Source organism: Holzapfeliella sp. JNUCC 72, assembly GCF_053668685.1.
On the sequence record NZ_CM132220.1, the window covers coordinates 848,955 to 874,699 of the forward strand.

At 35.2% G+C, this 25,745-nt stretch carries 20 protein-coding genes; 1 reads left to right on the forward strand and 19 read right to left on the reverse strand.

The features are described 5' to 3' along the window. Nucleotide 1 precedes the first annotated feature (1 nt). The 13 genes from JNUCC72_RS04155 to groES form a co-directional block, all read right to left on the reverse strand. Complete coding sequence (locus tag JNUCC72_RS04155) at nt 2–958, reverse strand: DHH family phosphoesterase (protein ID WP_454143190.1); 957 nt, start codon at nt 956–958, stop codon at nt 2–4. A gap of 33 nt (nt 959–991) precedes the next feature. After that, nucleotides 992–2,119 (reverse strand): DNA polymerase IV, encoded by a 1,128-nt coding sequence (dinB, locus tag JNUCC72_RS04160; protein ID WP_454143192.1) that lies wholly within the window; start codon nt 2,117–2,119, stop codon nt 992–994. 50 nt (nt 2,120–2,169) lie between these two features. Next, on the reverse strand, nt 2,170–3,618 hold the full coding sequence (gene zwf, locus JNUCC72_RS04165; protein ID WP_454143194.1) for a glucose-6-phosphate dehydrogenase: 1,449 nt from the start codon (nt 3,616–3,618) through the stop codon (nt 2,170–2,172). A 103-nt stretch (nt 3,619–3,721) separates the two neighbouring features. Beyond that, nucleotides 3,722–4,069 carry a preprotein translocase subunit YajC gene (gene yajC, locus JNUCC72_RS04170; protein WP_454143196.1) on the reverse strand — a complete coding sequence of 116 codons (348 nt, stop codon included), beginning with the start codon at nt 4,067–4,069 and terminating at the stop codon, nt 3,722–3,724. 26 nt (nt 4,070–4,095) lie between these two features. Next, nucleotides 4,096–5,232, reverse strand: coding sequence for a tRNA guanosine(34) transglycosylase Tgt (tgt, locus tag JNUCC72_RS04175; RefSeq protein WP_454143198.1), 1,137 nt, complete (start codon nt 5,230–5,232; stop codon nt 4,096–4,098). Nucleotides 5,233–5,260: 28 nt separating this feature from the next. Beyond that, the gene (gene queA, locus JNUCC72_RS04180) at nt 5,261–6,292 is read right to left on the reverse strand and encodes a tRNA preQ1(34) S-adenosylmethionine ribosyltransferase-isomerase QueA (RefSeq protein WP_454143200.1); all 1,032 of its coding nucleotides are present in this window, start codon (nt 6,290–6,292) and stop codon (nt 5,261–5,263) included. Nucleotide 6,293: 1 nt separating this feature from the next. Continuing rightward, nucleotides 6,294–7,295, reverse strand: a complete 1,002-nt coding sequence (gene ruvB, locus JNUCC72_RS04185; RefSeq protein WP_454143202.1) for a Holliday junction branch migration DNA helicase RuvB — start codon at nt 7,293–7,295, stop codon at nt 6,294–6,296. 14 nt (nt 7,296–7,309) lie between these two features. Beyond that, a complete protein-coding gene (gene ruvA / locus JNUCC72_RS04190; RefSeq protein ID WP_454143204.1) occupies nt 7,310–7,912 on the reverse strand; it encodes a Holliday junction branch migration protein RuvA in 603 nt (200 codons plus the stop codon). Between the two features lie 2 nt (nt 7,913–7,914). Beyond that, nucleotides 7,915–9,810 carry a DNA mismatch repair endonuclease MutL gene (mutL, locus tag JNUCC72_RS04195; protein ID WP_454143206.1) on the reverse strand — a complete coding sequence of 632 codons (1,896 nt, stop codon included), beginning with the start codon at nt 9,808–9,810 and terminating at the stop codon, nt 7,915–7,917. 20 nt (nt 9,811–9,830) lie between these two features. Continuing rightward, the gene (mutS, locus tag JNUCC72_RS04200) at nt 9,831–12,419 is read right to left on the reverse strand and encodes a DNA mismatch repair protein MutS (RefSeq protein ID WP_454143208.1); all 2,589 of its coding nucleotides are present in this window, start codon (nt 12,417–12,419) and stop codon (nt 9,831–9,833) included. Nucleotides 12,420–12,502: 83 nt separating this feature from the next. Beyond that, nucleotides 12,503–14,335, reverse strand: a complete 1,833-nt coding sequence (locus JNUCC72_RS04205) for an APC family permease (RefSeq protein WP_454143211.1) — start codon at nt 14,333–14,335, stop codon at nt 12,503–12,505. 180 nt (nt 14,336–14,515) lie between these two features. Beyond that, nucleotides 14,516–16,135 (reverse strand): chaperonin GroEL, encoded by a 1,620-nt coding sequence (gene groL / locus JNUCC72_RS04210; RefSeq protein ID WP_454143213.1) that lies wholly within the window; start codon nt 16,133–16,135, stop codon nt 14,516–14,518. 24 nt (nt 16,136–16,159) lie between these two features. Beyond that, entirely contained in the window at nt 16,160–16,444 is a 285-nt protein-coding gene (gene groES / locus JNUCC72_RS04215; RefSeq protein WP_454143215.1) for a co-chaperone GroES, read from the reverse strand. A 189-nt stretch (nt 16,445–16,633) separates the two neighbouring features. Between groES and JNUCC72_RS04220 the strand changes: the two genes are divergently transcribed. Then, on the forward strand, nt 16,634–18,553 hold the full coding sequence (locus JNUCC72_RS04220) for an ABC-F family ATP-binding cassette domain-containing protein (protein WP_454143217.1): 1,920 nt from the start codon (nt 16,634–16,636) through the stop codon (nt 18,551–18,553). 31 nt (nt 18,554–18,584) lie between these two features. Here JNUCC72_RS04220 and JNUCC72_RS04225 read toward each other — a convergent pair whose 3' ends face one another. The 6 genes from JNUCC72_RS04225 to tsaB form a co-directional block, all read right to left on the reverse strand. After that, nucleotides 18,585–19,223, reverse strand: a complete 639-nt coding sequence (locus tag JNUCC72_RS04225) for an ABC transporter ATP-binding protein (protein ID WP_454143219.1) — start codon at nt 19,221–19,223, stop codon at nt 18,585–18,587. A gap of 2 nt (nt 19,224–19,225) precedes the next feature. Further along, nucleotides 19,226–21,193 carry a DUF1430 domain-containing protein gene (locus tag JNUCC72_RS04230; protein WP_454143221.1) on the reverse strand — a complete coding sequence of 656 codons (1,968 nt, stop codon included), beginning with the start codon at nt 21,191–21,193 and terminating at the stop codon, nt 19,226–19,228. Nucleotides 21,194–21,195: 2 nt separating this feature from the next. Continuing rightward, nucleotides 21,196–23,223, reverse strand: a complete 2,028-nt coding sequence (locus JNUCC72_RS04235; RefSeq protein WP_454143223.1) for a DUF1430 domain-containing protein — start codon at nt 23,221–23,223, stop codon at nt 21,196–21,198. Nucleotides 23,224–23,416: 193 nt separating this feature from the next. Then, nucleotides 23,417–24,451 (reverse strand): tRNA (adenosine(37)-N6)-threonylcarbamoyltransferase complex transferase subunit TsaD, encoded by a 1,035-nt coding sequence (gene tsaD / locus JNUCC72_RS04240; RefSeq protein WP_454143225.1) that lies wholly within the window; start codon nt 24,449–24,451, stop codon nt 23,417–23,419. An 18-nt stretch (nt 24,452–24,469) separates the two neighbouring features. Then, nucleotides 24,470–25,012 (reverse strand): ribosomal protein S18-alanine N-acetyltransferase, encoded by a 543-nt coding sequence (gene rimI, locus JNUCC72_RS04245; protein WP_454143227.1) that lies wholly within the window; start codon nt 25,010–25,012, stop codon nt 24,470–24,472. Beyond that, nucleotides 24,999–25,724 carry a tRNA (adenosine(37)-N6)-threonylcarbamoyltransferase complex dimerization subunit type 1 TsaB gene (gene tsaB / locus JNUCC72_RS04250; RefSeq protein ID WP_454143229.1) on the reverse strand — a complete coding sequence of 242 codons (726 nt, stop codon included), beginning with the start codon at nt 25,722–25,724 and terminating at the stop codon, nt 24,999–25,001. The genes rimI and tsaB overlap by 14 nt, the downstream gene beginning before the upstream one ends. Nucleotides 25,725–25,745 lie beyond the last annotated feature (21 nt).

Here is a 25,745-nt window from a genome sequence, read left to right on the forward strand (position 1 = left end):
TTTAGTCCTCGTTACTATAGTTTTCAATTGCATGATGCAATTCAGTTTCAATTTGTTTCATTTCAGCTTCGTCTTTAGCGATGGCTCCAGAAGCTAGTGGATGTCCGCCACCTTCATGTTTTTTAGCAATTTCATTAATAATCGTTCCCTTTGAACGCAAGTGAACACGGAATTCACCATCTTCTTGTTCAACGAAAGTTACCCAAGCTTTAATTTCTTTTAAGCGTCCTGGTGTTGAAACAGCAGCCTTTGCCTGTTGGAAAGTAATATCTAGCTTAGCCATCAGCTCTTTTGTAATGGTGATAGAACCCATCCCCACTTCATCAATCGTCAATAACTCTAATGCAAAGTTCTGTAATTTTGCTTGTTTAAAAGTAACTTCAGAAAGCGTACGTGATATTTTACTATGATCAATACCTGTTTCGAGTAAAGCTTGTGCCATTTTTAAGGTATGAGGAGTGGTGTTGTTAAACAAGAAGCGTCCTGTGTCGCCTACAATACCACCATACAATAATTTAGCAACCTCTTGATTTAATACTAATTTACCATTAGATGCAAGAATAAATTCAGTAATCATTTCAGAACAGCTAGAGGCAGTGGTATCAACATCATCAATATCGCCATAAACATCGTCATTAGGATGGTGATCAATTTTGACTAGTGCTTTTCCTAAATCATAGTATTCACCGCTAATTCTTGGACGATTAGCTGTATCAACAATGATAACTAATGCACCTTCATAATCAGCCTTGGCCACGTCATCCATTGTTGAAAACCAGGCCAAGTCTCCTACTTCTCCACCCGCTTTTAAAACTTTTTTGTCTGGGAATCCGGCTTTAATTGCACCCACTAGGCCACCTTGGGATCCTAGTGCATCTGGATCTGGATTTTCATGACGGTGCACAATGATTGTTTGATACTGTTCAATTAAGTTTAATATTTCAGTTACTTTTTGCATATAATTCTCCTCAGCTATTCATTTGTGATTATTTTATCGCGTTTGAAATAACGGCAATGACATCGATTCAATTTCAAAATCTAAGATATTTGTAACAGAAACGCCTAACAACCTGACACCTACAGACAATTCCGACTCAAATTCATCGAGTAGCTGACAAGCCACTTGATAGAACTGAGCACTTTGATCTTCTGCTTGTGTTAAAGTTTGTCGTCTAGTTGATGTATTAAAATCAACATCTCTAATTTTAAAAACAACCGTATGGGCCTTTAGACGTTCTGAAGTTAGTTGATTTTGAATTTCATCACAATATGATTTTAACATTCTTTTAGCTTTGATTTTAGTATGAATCGGTTCCAAAAAAGTAGATTCTTTTCCGTAAGACTTACGCAAACGATTTGCTTTAACAGGTCTTAAATCAATTCCAAAAGCACGTTGCAATAAGTCATACCCTGCACGCTTAAATTCCCGTAAGAAATCATGAATGTTTACACTGATTAAGTCCTCGTGTGTATAGATATCATGATCGTGCAAGCGGGTTAATGTTTTTTTGCCAACACCTGGAAATTTCTCAATCGGATAATCTTTCAAAAATTGCTGAGCCACTTCTGGCAAAATAATGGTTCGACCAAACGGTTTAGCATATTCTGACCCTAGTTTAGCTAAAAATTTATTATAAGAAATGCCCACAGAACAAGTTAATCCTGTCGCCTTTAGAATTCTTTTTTGTAAATAACTGGCAAGATCAATGGTCGTTTTGTCACTGCCCAGCTTATTTTGAGTCACATCTAAGTAAGCTTCGTCAAAAGCAACGGTTTCAACCAAGTCAGTGACTTCTTGAAATATCTGATGAATTTGGTTTGACACCTTGCGGTACTTTTTGAAGTCTGGGGTTACAAAAACCAATTCATTTTTGGGTATTTTTTCAATTGCTTTCGTTGCTGGCATTGCTGAGAAAACACCATATTTTCTAGCATGGTAATTACTAGTTGTGATGACACCATGTCCATTATTTTTTCGTGGATCATGTGCTACAACTAACGCTTTTTGCTTTAAAGCTGGATTTGATAACTCTTCAACAGATGCGTAGAATGCATCCATATCTAAATGAATGATTTTTCGATTTGTTTTATTTTTAGGTAACCAATCTTGTATTGCCACAATTTTAATTCCTCATATCAGACAAAAAAACTGACTTAAAAAAGCCAGTTTTAACCTTCAAATACCCAACTATCAGTTGTTCCTTTAAAAATTCGTGAAACCTCTTTTGGACCCATTGAACCACTTTGATAAGCAAATGGTTTTTGAGCATCTTCTTGCCAAGTTTTTTCAATTTGATCAATAAATTCCCACGTTGTCTTCACTTCATGCCAGTGAACAAAGTTTGTTCTATCTCCAATTAAGAAATCATAAAACAATTTTTCATAAGCATCTGGAATTTGTGCAACTTCATCTTTTGAATAAGCAAATTTCATTTGTAGATTTGATAAATCAGTTTGTGATAATTGCTTACCATTTAAAGTGACCATTAATTTGTTTTCCGGATCAATTTCAATTGAAATAATATTGTCTTGATTTTGCTCAAACAACTCATGTGATGATTTCAAAACTAAATCAACACGCGTTGTTTTTTGAGATAACTTTTTACCTGTACGGACATAAAAAGGCACGTTTTGTAAGGGACCTTGATCAAACATCAACTTACCTGCAACAAAGGTTTCCACTTTTGAATTAGGTGAAACTTGTTCTTCTTCAAGATAACTTTTTTCAGAGCCATCTCCTTGATACTGACCACGTACAAAGTAACGGTTAACTTGATCTGAATCATACATTTGAATACTGTTTAACACATCTTGTTTAGCTTGATGAATATCTGTTGATGTTAATGAAGCAGGTTTTTTCATTGCAACCTGTGATGCGATTTGGAAAATATGATTTTGCACCATATCTCTCAAAGCTCCCGCTGTTTCATAATAACCACCACGATTTTCTACGCCCAAACTTTCAGCTAATGTGATTTGGACATTTTTGATGTGGTCACTATTCCAAATAGATTCAAATAATGGATTAGTCAATCTCAAGTACATAATATTTTGGACCATTTGTTTACCTAAGTAATGGTCAATACGATAAACATCTTGTTCCGCAAAAGAATTTCCAATTTGTTGGTTCAATACTTTAGCGCTTTCAAGATCGTGTCCAAATGGCTTTTCGACTACTAAACGATTATAGCCACTGTCTGTCACCAAGTTTTGAGCTTTTAAATGTTGTGAAATAGTGCCAAAGAATTGTGGTGACATTGCTAGATAAAACGTACGGTTACCTTGGGTATTAAATTTTGCTTCTAATTGTTCAATTTTGTCATTCAGTTCAATATAGTGACTTTCATCGGTCACATCATGTGACTGATAGAAAAAGTGGTGACTAAAATCTGCGACCACTTTATCGTCAACATTTTGAACATTTTCGATAATGGCTTGACGAACCGTTTCTTGAAAATAATCGTCACTCCAAGGACGTCTAGCTGTTCCAACAACAGCAAAATTTTCTTGAAGTGCACCCTTACGGAACAAATTAAATAGGGCTGGATAAAGTTTGCGATGGGCTAAGTCTCCTGAACCACCAAAAATCACAAACAAAACGGGTAAGTTTTTTTTCATAGTTTTCACTCCCTCATCGAAGTTCATACATTTTTATAGGTCTCTAGGCGTATTGTACCTGTTTTAAAAAGAAAAAACACCCTTAGGTGTTTTCCTCAAACGACTAATCTTCTTTTTCTTGATCTTCTTTAGTTGTTTCTTTTTTCGTATCTAATTCTTTTGTTTCATCATCTTCAGTTGTTGTTTGAACTTCTTCACCTGGAGTTACTTGGCGAATAGCGCTACGTTCAAATGTTAAGAATAAGTTATCGGCATCAATTGTGATTGTTTTGCCATCTTCGTTGATGCTTTCAATCACACCATGAAGACCGCCGATTGTGATGATTTTATCACCTTTTTTCATTGCTGACATTTTTTCTTGACGTTCTTTTTGTTGCTTTTGAGCTGGACGAATCATAAAGAAGTAAAATCCAACTACAATCAATATCAAAATAATAATACTATAATCCATAAAGGCACCTCGTCTAATTTTTCTTACTAAAAGTTCATATGTTTACTATTATAACCGTAATTTTCAAAAAATTCAGCCCTAAAATCAGCTAAACGGTCATTTTTTATAGCTTCACGAACCTGCTTCATTAAGTCTAACAGAAAATAAAGGTTATGATAACTAGTTAGATGAATTCCAAAAGATTCTTTTGCTTTTAGCAAGTGGCGAATGTACGCTCTTGAATAATTGCGACAAGCGTAACAATCACAATTATCATCCATCGGACCAAAGTCACGTGCATAAGTCGCATTTTTGATAACAAGACGACCTTTTGAAGTCATGACTGTCCCATTACGTGCAATTCTTGTTGGCAAGACACAGTCAAACATATCAACACCACGAATCACACCATCAATCAAAGCATCCGGTGTCCCAACACCCATTAAGTAACGTGGCTTATCTTCAGGTAACTCTGGCACAATGTAATCAAGAACTTGATTCATTTCTTCTTTTGTTTCACCGACACTCAATCCTCCGATTGAATACCCAGGAAAATCTAGACTTACAAGATCACGTGCACTTTGCTTACGCAAATCTTCATACCCGCCACCTTGAACAATACCAAACAATGCTTGGGTGTCTGGGTTTTTATGAGCTTTAAGACCACGTTCAGCCCATCGAGTTGTGCGATTCACTGCTTTTTGCATTTCGGCATAATCACTATGGAAATCCGTTAGCATGTCCAAACTCATAATAATATCGGCACCTAAGTCGTTTTCCACTTGAATTGCTTTTTCAGGTGATAAAAACATTGGCTTTCCTGATAAATGATTTTTGAAGGAGATACCTTCCTCATTAAACTTCACGTTATCAGTTAAAGAAAAGGCCTGAAATCCACCAGAATCAGTTAAAATTGGGTGATTCCAATTCATAAACTTATGCAATCCGCCAGCTTCTTTAACAATTTTTTCACCAGGTCTTAGCCACAAGTGGTAATTGTTTGCCAAAATAATTTGGGCACCCACTTTTTCTAAGTCTTCTGGTGACATTGTTTTGACAGTTGCTTGTGTTCCTACAGGCATAAAAATTGGTGTTTGAAAGGTACCATGCGGTGTTTTAACCTCTCCTAAACGTGCGCCTGTTTGTTTATCAACATGTAATAATTTATATTCAATTGCTGCCATTAATTTATTATTCCTATTCTGTTTTTAATTAATAAATAAACATTGCATCCCCAAAACTGAAAAAACGATAACGTTCTATTACAGCATGGTGATAAGCATTCAAAATATTATCTCTACCCGTAAAGCTCGCCACAAGCATCACCAAAGTAGATTTTGGTAAGTGAAAATTAGTAACAAAAGCATCGACGGCTTTAAACTCATAACCTGGTTTGATAAAAATATCAGTCCAACCACTATCAGTTTTTACCTCTCCATCAAAGCGACTGGCAATTGTCTCAAGTGTCCGAATGGTCGTTGTACCAACAGCGATAACGCGCCTACCTTCTACTTTAGCCTGACCAATCAGCCTAGCATTGTCGTCATCTAATTGATAGAACTCACGATGCATTTTATGTTCATCAATATCACTAAAGACAACCGGTCTAAAAGTGCCCAGTCCAACATGTAACGTCACATAAGCTAACTGAATGCCTTTTTGTTCAATCCTAGCTAATAAATCAGGAGTGAAATGCAGCCCTGCTGTCGGTGCTGCTGCTGAACCATTTTCCTTAGCATAGACAGTTTGGTAGCGGTCATTATCTTCCAAGTGTTCTTTGATATAAGGCGGCAATGGCATTTGACCAAGCTGTTCAAGTACTTCTAAAAAGATTCCTTCGTACGAAAACTCGATTTGAAATTTACCTTCCTCACGTCTTTTGTTAACTACTGCGGTCAACTGACCATCACCAAATTCTAGTTCATCACCCACATGAATTTTACGTGCTGGTTTGATTAAAACTTCCCAATTATCACCTTGCTCTTGTGCTAGCAATAATAATTCAACATGACCATGGGTTTTAGCTTTTTGACCATATAATCGCGCAGGTAAAACTCGTGAATTATTCATCACCAAAACATCGCCTGCTTGCAATTCATCAATTAAGTCATAAAAATGACGGTCATTCAACTCACCCGTTTGATGATTCAAAGTTAATAGTCGAGAATGATCTCTTTGATCAAGTGGGGTTTGCGCAATAAGTTCTTCTGGCAATTCATAATCAAATTCATCTATTGATTGCATGTTATCTCTCCGTTAATTTTATACCTAAATGATCATAGGCCTTGGCGGTAACCGAACGTCCTCTAGGTGTTCTTTTAATAAACTCTTTTTGTAGTAAATAAGGTTCGTAAATAGTTTCAACGGTTTCTTGATCTTCACCGATATTAGCTGCTAGTGTTTTGATGCCGACAGGACCACCCTGATAGGTTTCAATCATCATCATTAACAGCTTACGGTCAACTTGATCAAGTCCTGCTTCATCAACTTCCAACTGATCCAAGGCTTGCTGTGTTGTTGCTAGACTAATTTCTAATTCTTCTTTAACTTCTGCAAAGTCACGCACTCGCTTTAATAAACGGTTACTAATACGAGGGGTTCCTCTTGAACGTTTTGATAGCTCGTGAGCAGCAGCTTCACTAATTTTAGAATTAAAAACCAAAGAGGAACGCTCAATAATATGCTGTAAGTCTTCTTCTTCATAATAATTCATATGTTCTATAATTCCAAAACGGTCTCTTAATGGAGCCGATAATTGCCCAGCTCTAGTCGTCGCACCAATCAAGGTGAAAGGTGGCAGTGGAATGTGAACAGGATGAGTCCCCTCACCTTGACCAATAATGATATCAATATAGAAATCTTCCATAGCTGAGTACAAAACTTCCTCAACTGTTTTAGGAAGTCGATGAATCTCATCAATGAATAGCACATCTCCTGGATTAAGTTCCGTTAATAAAGCCACCAAGTCACCTGCTTTTTCGATAGCAGGTCCTGTTGTACTGCGTAATTTAACATCCAACTCGTTGGCAATCACAAAGGCTAAAGTCGTTTTCCCTAATCCTGGCGGTCCATAAAGTAAAACATGATCTAATGATTCTTGCCTTTTCTTTGCGGCTTGAATATAAATCGATAACTCATCTTTAACTTTATGTTGACCAATGTATTGATTTAAGTACTGCGGTCTTAAAGAAAGTTCAATATTTTTATCATCTTGGCTCGCTTCTTGATTAATTACTCGATCACTCACAACTTAGCTCCTTTCTATTTTTTTAGTAGTAGTTTAAGCCCTTCTTTAACGTATTCATCAACTTTATTCAGTTGAGCTTGTTTTAATTTTGGACTAATTTTATCAATTTCACGTTGGGTATAACCGAGTGCTTGTAGTGCTTGCAAGCTTTCATCAAATTCTTTTGAATCTGAAGTAAGTTGACTATCTGATTTATCTGAAATTGTAAATAAATCATCTTGATAGATTGCCATTTTACCTTGTAAATCAAGTACAATTTGCGAAGCGGTTTTCTTACCAATACCAGGGAATTTCATTAAATATTTGATATCTCCTGAGTCAACAGCTTCAGCAAGCCCACTGACATCTTCACTAGCCATAATTGCTAAAGCACTGCGTGGCCCTATTCCACTAACACGATTTAACAAATTAAACAATTGCTTATCTTCTAAGCTCTTAAAACCATATAGTGTGAGTTCGCTTTCTCTTACAATTTGTTCAATAAAAATCTGTGCGGACGCATCTTGCTTGTAGTGATAAGGATACGGTGTCAAAACAAGATACCCAACCCCATTATTTTCGAGCACGATATACTCGGGCTTAATTGAGACAATTGTCCCTTTTAAATATTCATACATTATTATTCTCCTATTTCGCCATCATCGCGTTGATGGCTTTGCTGAATGCGACGGAACATTTTTTCAATATCAGTTTGGCTGAAATGAATAAGCACGGGCCGACCATGAGGACAGTTATACGGATTCTTTGCTTGAGAAAGTTGATCAAGTAATGACTGTGCCTCTGACGGTTTAATATAATGATTGGCTTTAATTGCATTTTTACAACTCATCATAATTGCTGTTTTTTCTCTAAACTGTTTTAAAGTTAGTTTTGGATTATCCAAAATGGCATCAATCATTTCTCGAATCAAACTTTCTTGATTTTCAACCATCCATGTTGGGTGCGAATTAATAATAAACGTATTTCCCCCAAATGGGCGTAACTCAATCCCTAGCGTTTGCAGTTCTTCTAGATAGTTTTGAACCTTTAAATAATCTGAACTAGACAATTCAAGTGTCATTGGTGTTAAAAATGTTTGTTGGTCATTTGAGACTTCAGCAATCGTTTCACGATATTTTTCATAGTTCAAACGCTCTTGCGCAGCATGTTGATCAACTAGATACATCCCGTCATCACTTTGTGCGATTAAATAGGTTAAATGTACCTGTCCTACAAAGTATAAGTCTGGAAATGACGATGTTTTCGTTTCTTGTACTGCCTCTAACGGTTGATCTGTTTTAGTTTCCTCTTCAAAGGGATGCGTTTGAACTTGCGCTTTAACATTTTCATTCCAAGTTTTCGATAATTTAACTTTATCACTTTCATTAATTTCAAAAGACTCGTCGGCTTCTTCGATTTGATAATACTTTTGACCATTTGGATAGTTGAACTGACGCGGTTTATTTTTTGATAAGGTCAAATCTGTCTGCTGATAAGTAGGCTGAGATTTAGCTGGTCGAACTAGGTTTTCGAGTCCATCTTGAACCAAGTTGTTCTTTGCAAGTGTTTGCTTAAAAGTTCGCTCAATTAACTCTTTTAATTGGGCTTCTTTTGAAAGACGAACTTCTTGTTTAGTTGGGTGCACGTTGACATCGACCAAATTTGCGTCCATCTTGATATTCAACACAACAACTGGAAATCTTCCTACCATTAGTTTACTACCATAGCCACTGATGATGCTTCTCGATAATTGATAGTTTTTGATAAATCGACCGTTTAATAATATCGACATATAGTTACGGTTTGATCGTGTCATTTCAGGTAATGATAAGTAACCCGAAATTTCAAAATCCATATTTTCTGATGAAAATGGAATCATCTTTTGCGCAATTTGACGATCATAGATATTGGCAATATTCTTTTTTAAATCGCCATCTCCTGTTGTTTGGCTAACTCTTTTTGATCCATTAAACAATCGAAATGATAAGTTAGGATAACTTAGAGCTAGTTGATTGACAACATCAATCATCTTAGCAATTTCTGTTTTTTGTGATTTTAGATACTTTAGCCTTGCCGGCGTATTATAAAATAAATCATTCACAACCACTTGCGTTCCTTTTTTGGCAGCAATTGGCTCTTTGGACTTAATTTCACCTTTCGATATTTTAGCTTTGACACCTTGAGTCTCACCGGTATTTGTTAAAATCTCAACTTGTGAAACAGCCGCAATACTTGATAATGCCTCGCCTCTAAAACCCAATGTTAAAATATTAAACAAATCGTCTGTTGTCGTTATCTTACTTGTCGCATGACGTTTAAACGCTAATGGCAAATCATCTTCTGCAATTCCCAATCCATTATCAGAGACGATAATTTGTTTCAGTCCACCTTCCAAAAACGTAACATCAATTTCAGTTGCCTTAGCATCTATCGCATTTTCAACCAGTTCCTTAACAACTGAACTAGGGCGTTCGATTACTTCACCCGCAGCAATTTGATCACTTAATTTTTGAGAAAGCTCTCTAATTTGTGTCATCTTGCAACTCCTTACTTTTGCTAATCTTTGGACAATTGTTGTTGCCAGTCATTAATTAAATTCATTAATTCAAATGGTGTTTTATTCATTAAATTGACAGATTTAATTTCATCAATAATTTGGTTATCGATTTTTGTCATACTGTCACTTTGCATTTTGGTTTGCGTTTTTTCAATAACTGGTTCAGGTCTAAATAAGTCCATTTGATTGTCATAATCTTGACTATCTTGGTGCACATCCTGGCTTTCAAATTCTTGTAGCATTTCATTAGCTTGATTAATAACTTCTTCAGGTAATCCTGCTAATTTAGCAACATGTATCCCATAAGATTGATCAGCTGGACCTGCAATAATCTTGTGTAAGAATGTTAATTTACCATCTTTTTCACTAGCACCAACGTGAACATTTTTAAGATGTGGTAACTCTTGGTCTAAAGTAGTCAATTCATGATAGTGAGTCGCAAACAACGTTTTAGCACCTACTTTTTGATGCAAGTATTTAATAATAGCACCTGCTAGAGACATGCCGTCATAAGTAGCAGTCCCTCTTCCAATTTCATCAAACAAGATTAATGATTTAGAAGTCGCGTTCTTTAAGGCTTGATTGGCTTCGTTCATTTCAACCATAAAAGTAGATTGCCCTGAAATCAAATCATCTGCCGCACCAATACGCGTAAATACCTTGTCAAAAATGGGCAATTTGGCCGATGAAGCTGGTACAAATGATCCAACTTGATTCATAATCGCAATCAATGCCATTTGTCGCATATAGGTACTTTTACCCGACATGTTAGGACCTGTTATTAGGAAAATGTCAGTATCTTCACCCATCTCAATATTGTTAGGAATATATTGATCATTTTCCAAAACAGCCTCTACGACTGGGTGGCGCCCATCTTGTACTTCAATAACATGATCGGTTGTCAATTGAGGTCTGACTAATCTCTTATCTTCAGCTAAAATACTGAAACTAGTTAAAACATCTAAAGCCGAAATACTATGAGATAGCTGCTGTAACAATTTAATATGGCTTTTGACTTCATCGCGTAAAGCAACAAATAATTCGTATTGATAATCAACGGAATTCGTTTGTGCTTGCAAAATCAAAGTTTGCATTTCCTTTAATTCTGGCGTTAAGTATCGTTCAGAATTAGAAAGTGTTTGTTTTCGTTCATAACGTTCAGGTACTTTGTCTTTATGCGTATTGGTTACTTCCAAGTAATACCCAAAAACTTTGTTATAACCAATCTTTAGACTTGGAATATTTGTGGCTTCTTTTTCTTTTCGTTCCAAATCGGCTAACCATTTTGTCCCATTATGCATGGCATGATAATAGTCATCTAGTTGTTGATCAAAGCCTTCTTTAATTAAGCCACCTTCGGTAATTAATATTGGTGGGTCATCGACAATAGCCGTTAGAATTTTATGACCTAAATCAGATAAGTCGACTATTTCATCTGCATATTTTTGTAAAAACTCATTATCTGAGCTGTCCAATAACTGAATGATTTTTGGAATTTGACTCAATGACTGCCCTAATTGACGCATTTGACGACCATTAATGTTTCCAAAAGCAACTCGTCCGGTTAAACGTTCTAAATCATAAACATTTTTGAGTGCATCACTAATTTCTTCTCTAGTAAAGAAATCATCAAGTAAAGCTTCAACCATATTTTGACGATATTGAATATCTTTTTCTAACACTAATGGACGTTCTAACCAATGCTTCAATAGTCGGCTTCCCATAGCTGTTTTGGTCTTATCCATTAACCAGTATAGTGACCCCATTTTCTTATGAGTTTTACTAGATTGTGTGACTTCAAGATTTTGTTTAACAATATGACTCATTTGCAAATATGATTTTGCTTCATAGCTATTTGCGATTTGCAAATGAGCAAGTTGGCGTTTTTGAGTTTCAACAATGTACTGAATAAGCTGTCTTGTAGCTGACAACTCACTAAGATTATTTAATCGTTGAATGACAAATTCCTGTTCACTCACGCCTTGTGACTCAGTTACAGGAGCTGATACTAAAATATTAGCTTTTTTTAATATCGACTGCTGAGCTTGTGTGAGTTCACCAGACCAAATTACTTCTTTTGTTTGTAGTGATAGCAATTCATTAAATACTTCTTCAAATGAATCAAAGTGAGTGGTTTGGACTTCACCTGTTGCCAAATCCGAGTAACTCAAGCCATATGCTTCTTTTTCAAAAGTAACAGAAGTCAAATAGTTATTTTGAGTAGCCTGTTCTGGTTTTTCATCCATCATAGTCCCAGGTGTAATCAATTGTACGACTTCTCGTTTCACCATTCCTTGGGCATCTTTTGGGTCTTCAACTTGATCACAAATTGCCACTTTATAACCTTTATCAACTAAACTATCAATATAATTTTGAATGGCATGATGTGGCATTCCTGCCATTGGTATTCTATTTTCGGTATTTTTGTTGCGGTAAGTTAAGGTTAATTCTAGTAACTTTGCACCTAAAACCGCATCTTCTTCAAAAAGTTCGTAAAAGTCACCGACACGATAAAATAAAAACGCATCCGCATACTTTTCTTTGATTTCATAATATTGTTTCATCATTGGAGTTTGTGATTTTGCCATAGTTATCGTTTCCCTTTTTTATTTTCACTTTAATTATAACAAAAAATAAGGAACAATTTATGTCCCTTATTTAACAGATTAATTTATTTTTTTAGATGATAGCTATAAGTTGAAACAATGATATTTTCATGTTTGCTAAAGGCTTGTCTCAATCTTAATGCTGTCTGATTATGCAATGCAAATTGCCATTGTTTGTTTGGAACAAACTGTGGAATCAACACTGTAGTTGAAAAGTTACGTTGCTGTGCATTCTTTGATATCACACCAGTAAACCTAACAACAGGTTTAATAACTGAACGGTAAGATGAATGAACATCCACGAAACGGATATTCGGAAAGTCTTTTCTAAACTGTTCTTGCGTTTCACGTTCTTTGTCTGGATTTTCGTCCATTGAAACGTGCATCGCAATTACATAATCTCCAATTGATTGTGCGTAAGCAATTGCACCCTTCGTCACTTGCGTAACATTCGAAACTAGCACAATAACTGTTGAGCCATCATAATGGTGATATTTAGCACCTTCTTGTTCTAGTCGTAACTGTTCGGCAACGTTTTCATAGTGATTTCTAATTTTGTAGAAGAACCAAACTAAGAATGGCATAATCACGAATAGTGGCCAAATTTCGCCTAGACGAAAGACAATTAAAATCATCAAAATTGCAAAAGAAATGAATGCCCCAACGAAGTTAGCAAATGCTTTTGCCATCCAATGTTTAGGCTTTTCTTTATACCATTTTACAATCATACCACTTTGTGACAGCGTAAATGGAATAAACACTCCTGCTGCATACAGTGGGATTAATTTTGAAGTTACTCCACCAAATAGTGTAATTAAAATAATTGAGCCGATTGCTAGCGTTAAAATACCATTTGAGTATGCTAGTCGATCACCACGATCCATATAGTTATGTGGTAAGAACTTATCCTTGGCTAGATTTGATGACAACACTGGGAATGCTGAAAATCCAGTGTTAGCTGCAACAGCCAAAATAAAGGCAGTCGCAAATTGAATAATGTAGTAGAAAATGTTTTCACCACCAAATGTTCTGGCAGCAACTTGAGAAAGTACGGTTACTTTTTCTTCAGGTACGATACCGTACCAGTAGTTTAAGAATGTGATACCCGCAAAGAAAATCCCCAAGATAACAGCCATAATAGTTAAAGTTCCAGCGGCATTTTTAGCACGAGGCTTCTTGAAAAATGGCACCGCATTTGAAATTGCTTCAACACCAGTTAATGATGATGACCCACTTGAGAAAGCTTTTAAAACTAAAGCTGCCGTTATCCCTGGCACAACACCACCAACAGGAGATGCAGCGTGATAAGGAATTTGACCTGACATAATTTTGAATAATCCCACACCAATCATGAGTAAAATTGACCCAATGAAAAGATAAACCGGAATCATTAAGAAATTAGCAGATTCACTTAATCCACGTAGGTTTAAAACAGTTAAAATAACAATAATTGTAATTGCGATTGCAACTTGATGCCCGTAGAGAGCCGGTATTGCTGAGGTAATCGCTTCAGAACCAGCCGAAACACTAACCGCTACCGTTAATATATAGTCAATTAATAGTGCACCACCAGCAACTAATCCTGATGATTTCCCTAAGTTATCACTAGATACCTTGTAGGCCCCACCACCATCTGGGTAGGCATGAATAATTTGACGGTAAGAAATAGTTAAGGATAGTAGTAACACTAAAACAAAAAAGGCAATTGGTAGTGAATACCATATTGCAGCTGCAGAAAGTGTTACCAGCACCATTACAATTTCTTCAGTACCATAAGCCACACTAGATAAAGCATCTGAACTCAACATTGCAAGTGCTTTGAATCTCGTTAGCTTTTGGTCGCCTTCTTCATTTGATTTTAAAGGCTTTCCTAAAATCAAACGTTTAAATTGTCCCATCACGGGCACCTCCACATAATGAACTTTTTCAATAACTTCACAAATATTACGCTATTTAATCTGTAAAATCTACCATAATTTTAAAAAAATTTAAGATTTACAACAGCGTTATTGTGCCACATAAAAAAGCCTACGGCAAGTTATAACTTCCATAGGCTTCTTTTTATGAAATTTAATAGGCTACATCATACCCATTCCTGGGTTCATTGGTGCTTGATTTGTTTCATTATCTTTATCAACTTCAGTCACAACAGCTTCAGTTGTTAGCATCAATGCGGCAACAGATGCGGCATTTTGTAGAGCTGAACGTGTAACTTTAGTTGGATCAATAATACCAGCTTCAATCATGTTGGTCCATTTGTCAGTTACGGGATCATAGCCAACTTCAGGGTCTTCATTATTCAAACGTTCGACAATAACAGAACCTTCAAGACCTGCATTCGTTACAATTTGACGAACAGGAGCTTCAAGAGCAGCTTTGACGATATTAATACCTGTTTGCACGTCGCCAGTTTCTTCAAGAGAAGCAACTGCTTTCACGGCGTTAGCCAATGCAGTACCACCACCAGCAACGTATCCTTCTTCAACAGCTGCACGAGTAGCATTTAGTGCATCTTCAATGCGATATTTGCGTTCTTTTAACTCAGTTTCAGTTGCTGCACCAACTTTGATTACAGCTACACCACCAGCTAATTTTGCTAGACGTTCTTGTAATTTTTCACGGTCAAAGTCTGATGTTGAATCGGCAATTTGTTTTTTCAAGGTATTAACACGTTCTGCAATAGCCGCTTTATCGCCTGCACCTTCAACAATTGTTGTATTGTCTTTTGTTACAGTAACACGACCAGCTTGTCCAAGTTGTTCTAGTTTTGTATCTTTTAATTCTAGGCCTAAATCTTCTGTAATAACGGTTGCACCTGTAAGAGCTGCAATATCAGCTAGTTGCTCTTTACGACGATCACCAAAACCTGGTGCTTTAACTGCGACAACATTGAAGGTTCCACGAATTTTATTCAACACAAGTGTTGGCAATGCTTCTCCATCAATATCATCAGCAATAATCATCAAGGCTTTCCCTTGTTGAACAATTTCTTGCAATAGAGGCAAAATTTCTTGAATATTTGAAATTTTCTTATCAGTTACTAAAATGTATGGGTTATCAAGGTCTGCTTCCATTTTATCGTTATCAGTTACCATGTATTGTGACAAATAACCGCGATCAAATTGCATCCCTTCAACCACACTTAATTCTGTTTCAATTCCTTTTGACTCTTCAATTGTGATAACACCATCATTACCAACTTTTTCCATCGCATCTGCAATCAGACGTCCAACTTGTTCATTAGCTGCTGAGATTGACGCAACTTGTGCGATTTCATCTTTATTAGCCACTTTGTGTGACATTTTATGTAGTTCTTCAACTGCTTTTTTAGTAGCTAATTCAATTCCTTGGCGAATACCTACAGGATTGGCACCAGAAGTAACATTTTTTAGTCCTTCTTGAATAATTGCTTGTGCCAAAACAGTAGCGGTTGTTGTCCCGTCCCCTGCAATATCATTCGTTTTTGAAGCCACTTCAGCTACTAATTTAGCTCCCATGTTTTCAAAATGGTCTGCTAATTCAATTGATTTAGCAATCGTTACCCCATCATTAGTAATTTCTGGAGAACCATAGCTTTTTTCTAACACAACATTGCGACCTTTTGGTCCAATTGTTGCTTTAACGGTGTCAGCTAATTTGTTAACACCACGTAACATTGCACGACGTGCATCTTCTGAAAATTTAATTTCTTTTGCCATTTTAACTTCACCTCATTAAAAAAATTAATCAATAATTGCTAAAATATCGTTTTCTTTTAATACTAAATAATCTTCATTTTCATATTTTAAAGTTGTACCTGCGTATTTATCGTAATAAACGTTATCTCCAACTTTAACAGTCAATGGTAATCTTTGACCGTCACGAGTTCGAGCACCTTGCCCAACGGCGATAACTTCACCAACTTGAGGTTTGTCTTGAGCACTGCTTGCTAGTACAATACCTCCCACTGTTTCTTCTTTATCTTCTTTAACTTTTAAAATCACGCGATCAGCAATAGGTTTTAACATTTAATTTCCCTCCTACAATAATTAGCACTCTTATTTATCAAGTGCTAACTTCTAAATAAATAATATCATCTTTATGAAAAAGTGCAAGTTTTTAGCAGAAAAAAAGTAGAATGCTAAAAATTGCTTAAAATCCCTTATCAAGCACCGAATTATGATATGCTAAACAGTGAATAAAAATGAGGTGAAATAATGATTATCTTACAAGGAAATCAATTAGCACGCCACTTTGGTAGTGATGTGTTATTTGAAAATCTAGATATCGAAATTCAAAATAAAAGCCGTATTGGTCTAGTCGGTCCAAACGGTGCAGGTAAAAGTACACTGCTCAAAATGATTACAGGACAAGAAGAGCCTTCACTTGGTCATATTTCAACACCTAAGAATATTGAAATTGGCTACATTGCCCAAGAGCATAATTTTGACACTAATCAAACTATCTGGGATGAAATGCTTCAAGTTTTTACCCCTTTAATTGAACTAGGTAATAAAATGACTGAAGTTCAAGAACAGCTAGCTAAGCAATCTCAACCAGATGAAGAGCTGTTAAAACGCTATGATCAAATGCAGTACGATTATCAAATTAATGGCGGTTTTACTTACGAAACCGATATTAAAACCGTACTAAATGGGTTTAAATTCGATGAATCAACGTACCATCAAGAGATAAGTACATTATCAGGTGGTGAAAAAACCAGACTTGGTTTTGTGAAGCTCTTGCTTAAAAAGCCAGACTTGTTGGTATTAGATGAACCAACTAACCACTTGGATGTGGACACTTTAACCTGGCTTGAAACCTTCTTGAAAAACTATTCAGGTGCTATTTTAGCTGTTTCTCACGACCAGTACTTCTTAGACGCTATTACAACTGAAATCTATGAATTAAGCTTCAAAAAGTTAACGCATTTTACTGGTAATTACTCAAAATATGTTGAGCAACGTGAATTAATGGATCGTCAAAATCAAGAAGCTTACGAAAAACAACAAGCTGAAATCAAAAAACAAGAAGACTTTATCCAAAAAAATATCGTACGTGCTTCCACAACCAAACGTGCGCAAAGTCGTCGTAAACAACTTGATAAAATGGAACGCATTCAACCCCCTAAACATCAAAGTCAAATGACAATGAAATTTAATGTTGAAAAGCAAAGTGGTAAAGAAGCTCTCCTTATTAACCATATGAGTGTAGGATACGAAAAAAACGAACCTATGATTAATGACATTAACTTACAAGTCAACAAGCATAATCGTGTTGCTATCTTGGGAGCTAATGGAATTGGAAAAAGTACCCTACTAAAAACTTTAGTTAAACAGCTCGAACCGCTTGCTGGTAGCTACAAGTTTGGTGCTAACGTTTCAGTTGGTTTTTATGATCAAGAAATCTCACAATTTAATCCAAAAGAAACAGTTATTGATACTGTTTGGAACCGTCATCGTTTAACACCCGAAAAAGAAATCAGAAGTGTCTTAGCGAGTTTCTTGTTCGGCGCTGATGATATCGAAAAAAGCGTGGGTCAACTTTCAGGTGGACAGCGTGCGCGTCTTGCTTTGACCGTTTTATCAATGGAGAATCACAACTTCTTGATTATGGATGAGCCTACTAACCACTTAGATATTGATGCAAAAGAAGTTCTCGAAAAAGCACTTCGTGATTTTGATGGCACACTTGTCTTTGTATCCCATGACCGTTACTTTATTAACGAACTAGCTACAACTACAATTGAAGTCAAAAACAATCAGGCTTACGTCTTCGATGGGAACTACGATTACTATTTGGAAAAGAAAGAACAAATTATCAAGCCAGATGATATTGCCCTTCAACAAAAGACAACTAAAAATAATAGTGGTGGTAAAGAAGACTATGCCCTACAAAAGAAACGCCAAGCTGAACTTCGTAAAATTGAGCGTGGCATTGCCCAAGCTGAAGAAAATATTGAAAAATACGAAAGTGAAATTGCAGCTATCCAAGAACAAATGGCTAAGCCTGAATATGCTACAGACTATAGTAAAATGTCAGAATTTCAGTCAGAAATTGATGCAATCAATGAAAAATTGACAACCGAAAATGACAATTGGGAATATTGGCTAACTCAACAAGAAGAAAACGAATAAAAAGACAAGGACTAACTGTCCTTGTCTTTTTTTAATTGCGATAATTTCTTAGATCAATCACTTCATCAGCATTTTCCCAAATCATTTGATTGTGTGTTGCAATAATAATCGTCCGATCATCATTTTTGAGTGAGAGCAATAACTCCATCAATTCTTGTCCGTTTTTAGGATCAAGTGCTGCAGTTGGTTCATCAGCCAAAATAAGAGGTGGATTTTTTAAAATCACTTTCGCCAGAGCGACACGCTGAGCTTCTCCCCCAGATAATTCAAATATTTTTTGATTAAGACTCAGGTAATCTAAGTTTACTTGCTTTAGAGCTAATTTTTGTCTTTCTACTTTCTCTTGCTTTTTAATTTTTTGACCTACAAGTCCTAAATCTAAGTTATCTTTGATAGATTGAGCATCTAACAATCCAAAATTTTGAAACAAATAGCCTAACTCATTTCTAAAGTAACGATGAGCAGAAATTGACTTTAGTGACTGACCATCATAAGTGATATCGCCTTTTGTAATCTTTTCTAAATGACCAATCATGTTGAGTAACGTCGTTTTTCCACTTCCACTCGGACCGATTAAAGCATAGATTTTTCCCTTCTCAAAATTCAAATTTAAATTTGTAAATAATTCACGATTATCAAAATCCTTTGTTACATTTTCAACTTTTATCATTCTTATTTCCCCTTCATTACTGTTATGGCTGCTTTTTGTTCTTTTTTGTTTTGGATATACATAATAATACCTAATATCGAACTCATTAAGCCTAATGTTATTATTGCGATAACCGAGTCTTTTAATAATAACCAAAAAATCAAAACACCACTTATTAATACCGAGAACTCACTTAAAAGATATTTGCCGTGTATTTCTATAAAATTAAGGCCTGATAATCTTTTAATAAAAATAGCTCTTCTAAATTGTTCAAAATAAATCAAATTCATCGTACTAAATAAAATTACGATTGTTACTATCATTAAAACTATACCAATCATTAAGGCAATTGTGCGAGTCTTCATGTCATTAACGTTATTCAAATATAAGGATTGTGCCTTTTCGAGATAAGAAATATATTGACTTACACCATGACGTTCAAATAGTGCTAAAGCTTGATCATAGTTTTGATAAAACAACATATTAGTTTCCCAAAATAATCCTGACAATTCTGTTTTTCCTGTTGACTCCGGTGTTAACACTACGATAACTGGGTCACTTATAAATTGCTGACTATTTATATTTGAAGTATTCATCATAAATCTGGAACTACCACTTTTAATTGTGGCAACAATCGGTGATACAGTCATTAAGTAGTCTTGTCCCGGGCCTTTATCCTGATCTGATAAGTCTTGTACATCCGCTGTTATATTTTGCACAATTTGAGTTTCTTGATTTTTCAGGTTATCTGGAACTAATACCCCAAATTCTCCCGATTTTAAATTCATTAGTTTATTAGCTAATTCACCATCTAACTCAATATTTTGATTAATTAAATAATTAGGTGTGACGTATAGTGCATGGCTAGTTGAAGAATACGTTCCATCGACTAACATCGCTAATCCTGAACTAACAGCTTCATTTGCAACGTCATACCAAGTTTCTTTTAATTTTTTCTTATCTTGTGACTTACCAGTTTCAAAAGCAACAGAATAATCAAATTGATAAAATTGCGAATTTTGTTGCCATGAATCCGTAGCCTTCACTTGTTCTTGGTAACTACTATAATAAGTTGTCCCCAAAAACAACATCAACCCCATCAAAAACACACCAACTAATTGATTAGTTGAAACAATAGCCATAATCTTTTTCAAAGATAGTTTACCTTTAATCAACGTGATTAGTTTTTCTTGCCTTAAAGTTAATAAATTTATGCAATTCAAAATTGTTGCTGTTGTAACTAAAGTTAAAAAATATAATCCTAGCCCCAAAGTCAATATTAAAACATATGTTGAGGCAAATAATCCCAAAACAGATAATAATGCTAACCCTAGCAAATAACTCCCTGCTGTCGTTATCACTAATGGCAGAAAATCATCTAACCATAATTGACTGAAAAGATTTCGATATGATTGACCAGAAACTAATCGAATACCTGCCTGTTTAACTTGTTTTAAATTAGACACGATAATAATACCTGCAAAAGTTAAAACAAAAGTTAAAAAGATTAAGATACTAACATATGTTGCTGCTACTTGAACGAATAATCTCGGCAATGACGTTTGACTCAAAGCAGAAGCAACATAGCCTGAACTTTGAAATAATTGCTGAAGCTCACTTACCGATAAGGATCCCGAAGTTATAATGTATGTTGCTACAACTGCTGTCTTATCCTTCTCAGCCAATGAGACTTCTTCAAGTTCTTGAGGTAATTTGCTTTCACCATACTTTTGAAATTGATAATTAACTACACCGGCTTTGTTCGGCTTAATTACTAACTTTCCAATAGTACTATTAGTCTTATGGGCTAATTGTGTTAACTGGTTATCTACCGTGTCCCGGCTATACACACTGTCAGCATCTCGGTTAACATCATGTACCGTGACTGATGGATAAATACGATAATCAATATCTTGTTTGCGACTACTAATCGATAATGTGATAAAAATAGCAACACATAATGTTGATAAACTCAAGAATAATTTTTTCATTCTTATTTCCCCTTCATTACTGTCATTGCTGTTTGTTGCTCATTTCTATTTTGGATAAACAACAAAATAGTGAGTACTAATATCATAACTGCTAAAGCTCCAATTGCTATTAGGCTATTAGCACCCAAAATCACGGGGATTCCTGCTCCTAAACCTAACATGGCTAGTTCAAAGCTCAAGTACTTTTTATGAATTTCAAAGAAAGATAGACCACTAATCTTCTTGATAAATATTTCTCGTCTAAATTGTTCAAAGTAAAGCAAATTCATGGCACTAAATAAAATGACACTGGTTACAATTGCCAAAATTGCTCCTATCAAAATTGAAGTTAATTTAATTTTAAGTTCATTAGTATTATTTGCATATTGAAACTTAATATTTTCTAAGTAAGATACTTCTTGATAAACCTGATGTTTTTTTAATAACGCAATTGTTTCATCGTAATTTTTATAGTAAACATCGTTAATGGCACTAATCCCCCAAAATAAGCAACTTGGCATCGATTTTGAAATAGATTTGTCATTAATTACAACCATTACGGGATCAATTGCAAATTGTAGACCATCTAAATTTGATTTATTAAACAAAAAACGTTCTTGATTATCTTCAACAAATTCCACAAGAGGTTCTTTTACTGAATAAAGCCTGTCAGATCTAATATCGTCAGTTTTACTAGCGTAATTTTGAATCTCTGCTTTATATTTTTCAATGATAACTTGCTTTTGACTTGCTAGTTTTTTAGGTAAAATCAAAGCAAATTCTCCCTCTTGAAAATTACTAACCTTAGTTTGGAATTCTGAGCTTATTTTGATATCTTCATGATTTAAATAGTTAAGATTAACATACAAAGATTCAACTTTTGATTTATCTTGCATAACTGCCATTTGTTCTTCCATAGTCTTAGGTTGTTGATAATTCTTTTTAATTAATATTGCATCATGATTAGTTATAGCATCTTTAGCCAATCCCTGAAACGGTGTAAAATATTGAATATTATCTTCTTTACTTTTAGCAACAATGCCACCTAGTCCAAATGTCGCATTGTAATAATTTGGGTATTGTTCCCACGTTTGCTCTGATTTAGCTAAATCCTGATAATCGCTATAAAATTTCAACCCAAATATCATCACCAAAATCAACATCATAATAGACAGAAATTGACTGACTAACATAGTTGCCATTAATGATTTAGTCGGTAAGCTGCCTTTTATAACCCTCATTAAGGATGATCTCTTTAAACTCAAAATTTCGATTAAAGTTAATATAATGGATAAAAATAGTAATATTGTTCCATAAGTTAATAAAGTCACAGTTAGTAATCCTAGTAATTTCCACGAAAAAACATGTAAATAACTTAACAAGCCAAATCCTAGACTTGTCGTTAAAATTATACTGCCCATAATCATTAGAAAATCATCATAAACCGGCTTGATTACAATTTTCAAAATTGACTTCCCTGAAACAAGTTCAATTCCTGCATATCTTAATCTTTTAATTCTAACTACTAATGAAGTGCCAATAAAAGTCAGGACAAAAATTAATAGTGAAACAAATGTTGTTTCGTTAATTGATACATATAAAATATTATCAAAAAGATTTCGATTCCCTTCATATGATTTTGTTTCATACCCTGATTCATTCATTTTTTTCTCAAGTTGTCTTGCCGTTAAACTACCTGAAGCAATTAAATAGCTGTTAACTAAACTACTAGAATTTGCTTCTTCCTGAGTAGCCCGATTAAGTCCAACAGGTAGACTCCCAATACCATAAGGATCGTATGTAAATCGCTGCACCCCTTGGTCATTGGGTGCCGCAACTCTCCTTGCTATCAAACTATTAGTCTCTTGTCCTAGTTGTTGCAATTGATTGACTAATTTTTCTCGATTTGCAACTTCTGTTGTCTTAGAAAGTCCTTTAACTGTAACACTTGGATAATCCGTATAATAAAGCAATTCCTTTTTAGCATTAATTGAAAACGCTAAAAATATAGACAAACACAAAAACGAGACGAAGACAAATAAACGCTTCATCAAAAAATCCCCCTAAATATAACCCTTTTGTTTTTGAATCGACTCTCCAATTCATTATTTTTAACTTATCATACATTTATTAATAAATGTATGAACTAAAAAAACCTTTAAAACTCCTTAATTTTTTCTTTCAAAAAAGTTCATTGAATCCATAAAAAATAACCATCTTCTTAAATAAGAAGATGGTTATTTTTTATTCCCCTTCATAAGGGAATTCAAGACCTGGTTCAGCATTTAAACTCATATCACTGAAATCTTTATCTAAAAATTGTTGGTAAGCTGCCGCACCAATCATTGCGGCATTGTCACCACATAAGCGAAGCGGCGGAATAATCATTTTTAATTCTGGAAATTTTTGATTAATTGCCTCAGTTAGCGCTTGTCTTAGTCCTTGATTAGCCGCAACACCACCTGCTAAAACAAACGTTTTAGGTTGGTACTCTGCGATTGCTTTAAGTGTTTTATGAACAAGAACTTCAACAACAGCATTTTGAAAGCTTGTAGCTAAATCGTTCTTATCTAATGTTTCACCAACTTGATCAGCATGATGAACTGTATTAATGAAAGCACTTTTGAGTCCGCTAAAGCTGAAGTCGTAGTTATCTTCTTTCATCATCGCACGCGGAAAATCAAAAGTTTCAGCACCTTTATGAGCCATCTCATCAATCGTTTTTCCGGCTGGATAATTGATTCCCAAAACACGACCAACTTTATCATAAGATTCACCGGCTGCATCATCTCGTGTATCTCCGATTATTTCATAGTCACTAGGTGTTTTCATATAAACTAGCTCTGTATGTCCACCCGAAACTACAAGTGCTAATGCTGGATACTCAACTTTATCGACTAAATTAGCTGCTTTAATATGGCCAGCAATATGATTAGTCCCAATCAAAGGAAGATTGTGCGCCATTGCCACAGCTTTAGCAGCTGAAATACCAATTAATAAGGCACCAACAAGACCTGGCCCCTTAGTTACAGCTACAGCATCTAAATCTTCATAAGTCACATGTGCTTCTTCAAGTGCTTCTGTGATTAGAGCAGTAATAATTTCAACGTGGTGACGACTAGCCACTTCGGGTACAACACCGCCAAAACGTTGGTGACTTTTAACTTGAGTTGCAATCATATTTGATAATATTTCATGTCCATTTTTAATTACCGAAACACTTGTTTCATCACAACTTGTTTCAAATGCTAAAATTAAATTTTGCTTTGTTTCACTCATTACGTTTGTTCAATTCCTTTATAGGGGTTTCACCATTGTGACCCCATCAATTTTTTCAAAAAAGTAATAATTTTTTCGAATCCTTACTTTTTTAAATCCCATTTTTTGATAAATATATTGTGCTTTGTGATTGTCGATTCGAACTTCTAAACTCACTTTATTTAAATTTAACTGCTCAGCATAATCGCAAACCAACTGAATCAAATACTGCCCCAGATGTCGATTCTGATAATCAGGTATAATCCCCACATTTGTGATATGAGCTTCTCTAAACGACGGTGTAAACTTAATCCCAATATAACCAATGAGCTCTTTTTGATGAAAAAGTGCTAGATATAATCGGCGATGCGTATTCAATAACTCTTGTCTAAATGCAAACTTGTCCCAAGGCGCACTTTGATAAATCTTCCGCTGTGCTGCCATTAATGCATTTAAATGCATTAAATCTGCTTTCACCAGTTTAAACGTCATATCCTCAGTTGTTAAATAAAGAGGCTGTTCATGAATAGGCAAACTAAAAAATAGTTGATTAAAACCTAAAATTGCCTTAAACCTCTTCAACATACTGATCACCATCATGGTTACCATGAGCTTTTGCCCAATCAGTTTCTGCTTGTGTTTTTCTTAAGTATTCAGGTACAAATTGATCAACATCTTCAGGTGTCAACTGATCAATCATTGTTATTGCTGACTCCGCATGAACTAAATTATCTTTTGCAACTTCTAACTTGATATCAGCTTGATTGAATAAATCAGGGAACGCTTCTTGTTGTGCTTCTAGTGATTCACCTACAAAAATCAATTGATTTTTACCCAGTTGTTCAGCCTTAATTGTCAGTTGTTTGACTAAATCTTCAAAGCCAATATGCTGTTCACTCAGCTGCTCTTGGTAACAACCTGATTCATTCACTGAAAAAGCTGCTGCAAAAAAATTATGATTACGAGCATCAATCACGGGCACAATTAGCGCTTCTTCATCTGAACTATTGCGAGCTAAAAGTGCCAATGTTGAAACCCCGTATAGTTTTTTGTTTAGTACTTTGGCCATTGTTTTAGCCGCGGTTACACCAATTCGAACACCGGTATATGAGCCAGGACCCTTTGCAACTACAAAGGCATCAACTTCACTTAGTTTTAAATTTTCTTGTTCAAGAATTGCTTCTATTGTCGGCATCAAATGAATACTATGATTGCGACTATCTGTTCTGTTTTTTTCAACTACTTGATTTGCAGTTTGTAAAGCTACAGACAATTGGCTTGTAGCTGTACTCATTGATAATACGTTCACTATTTT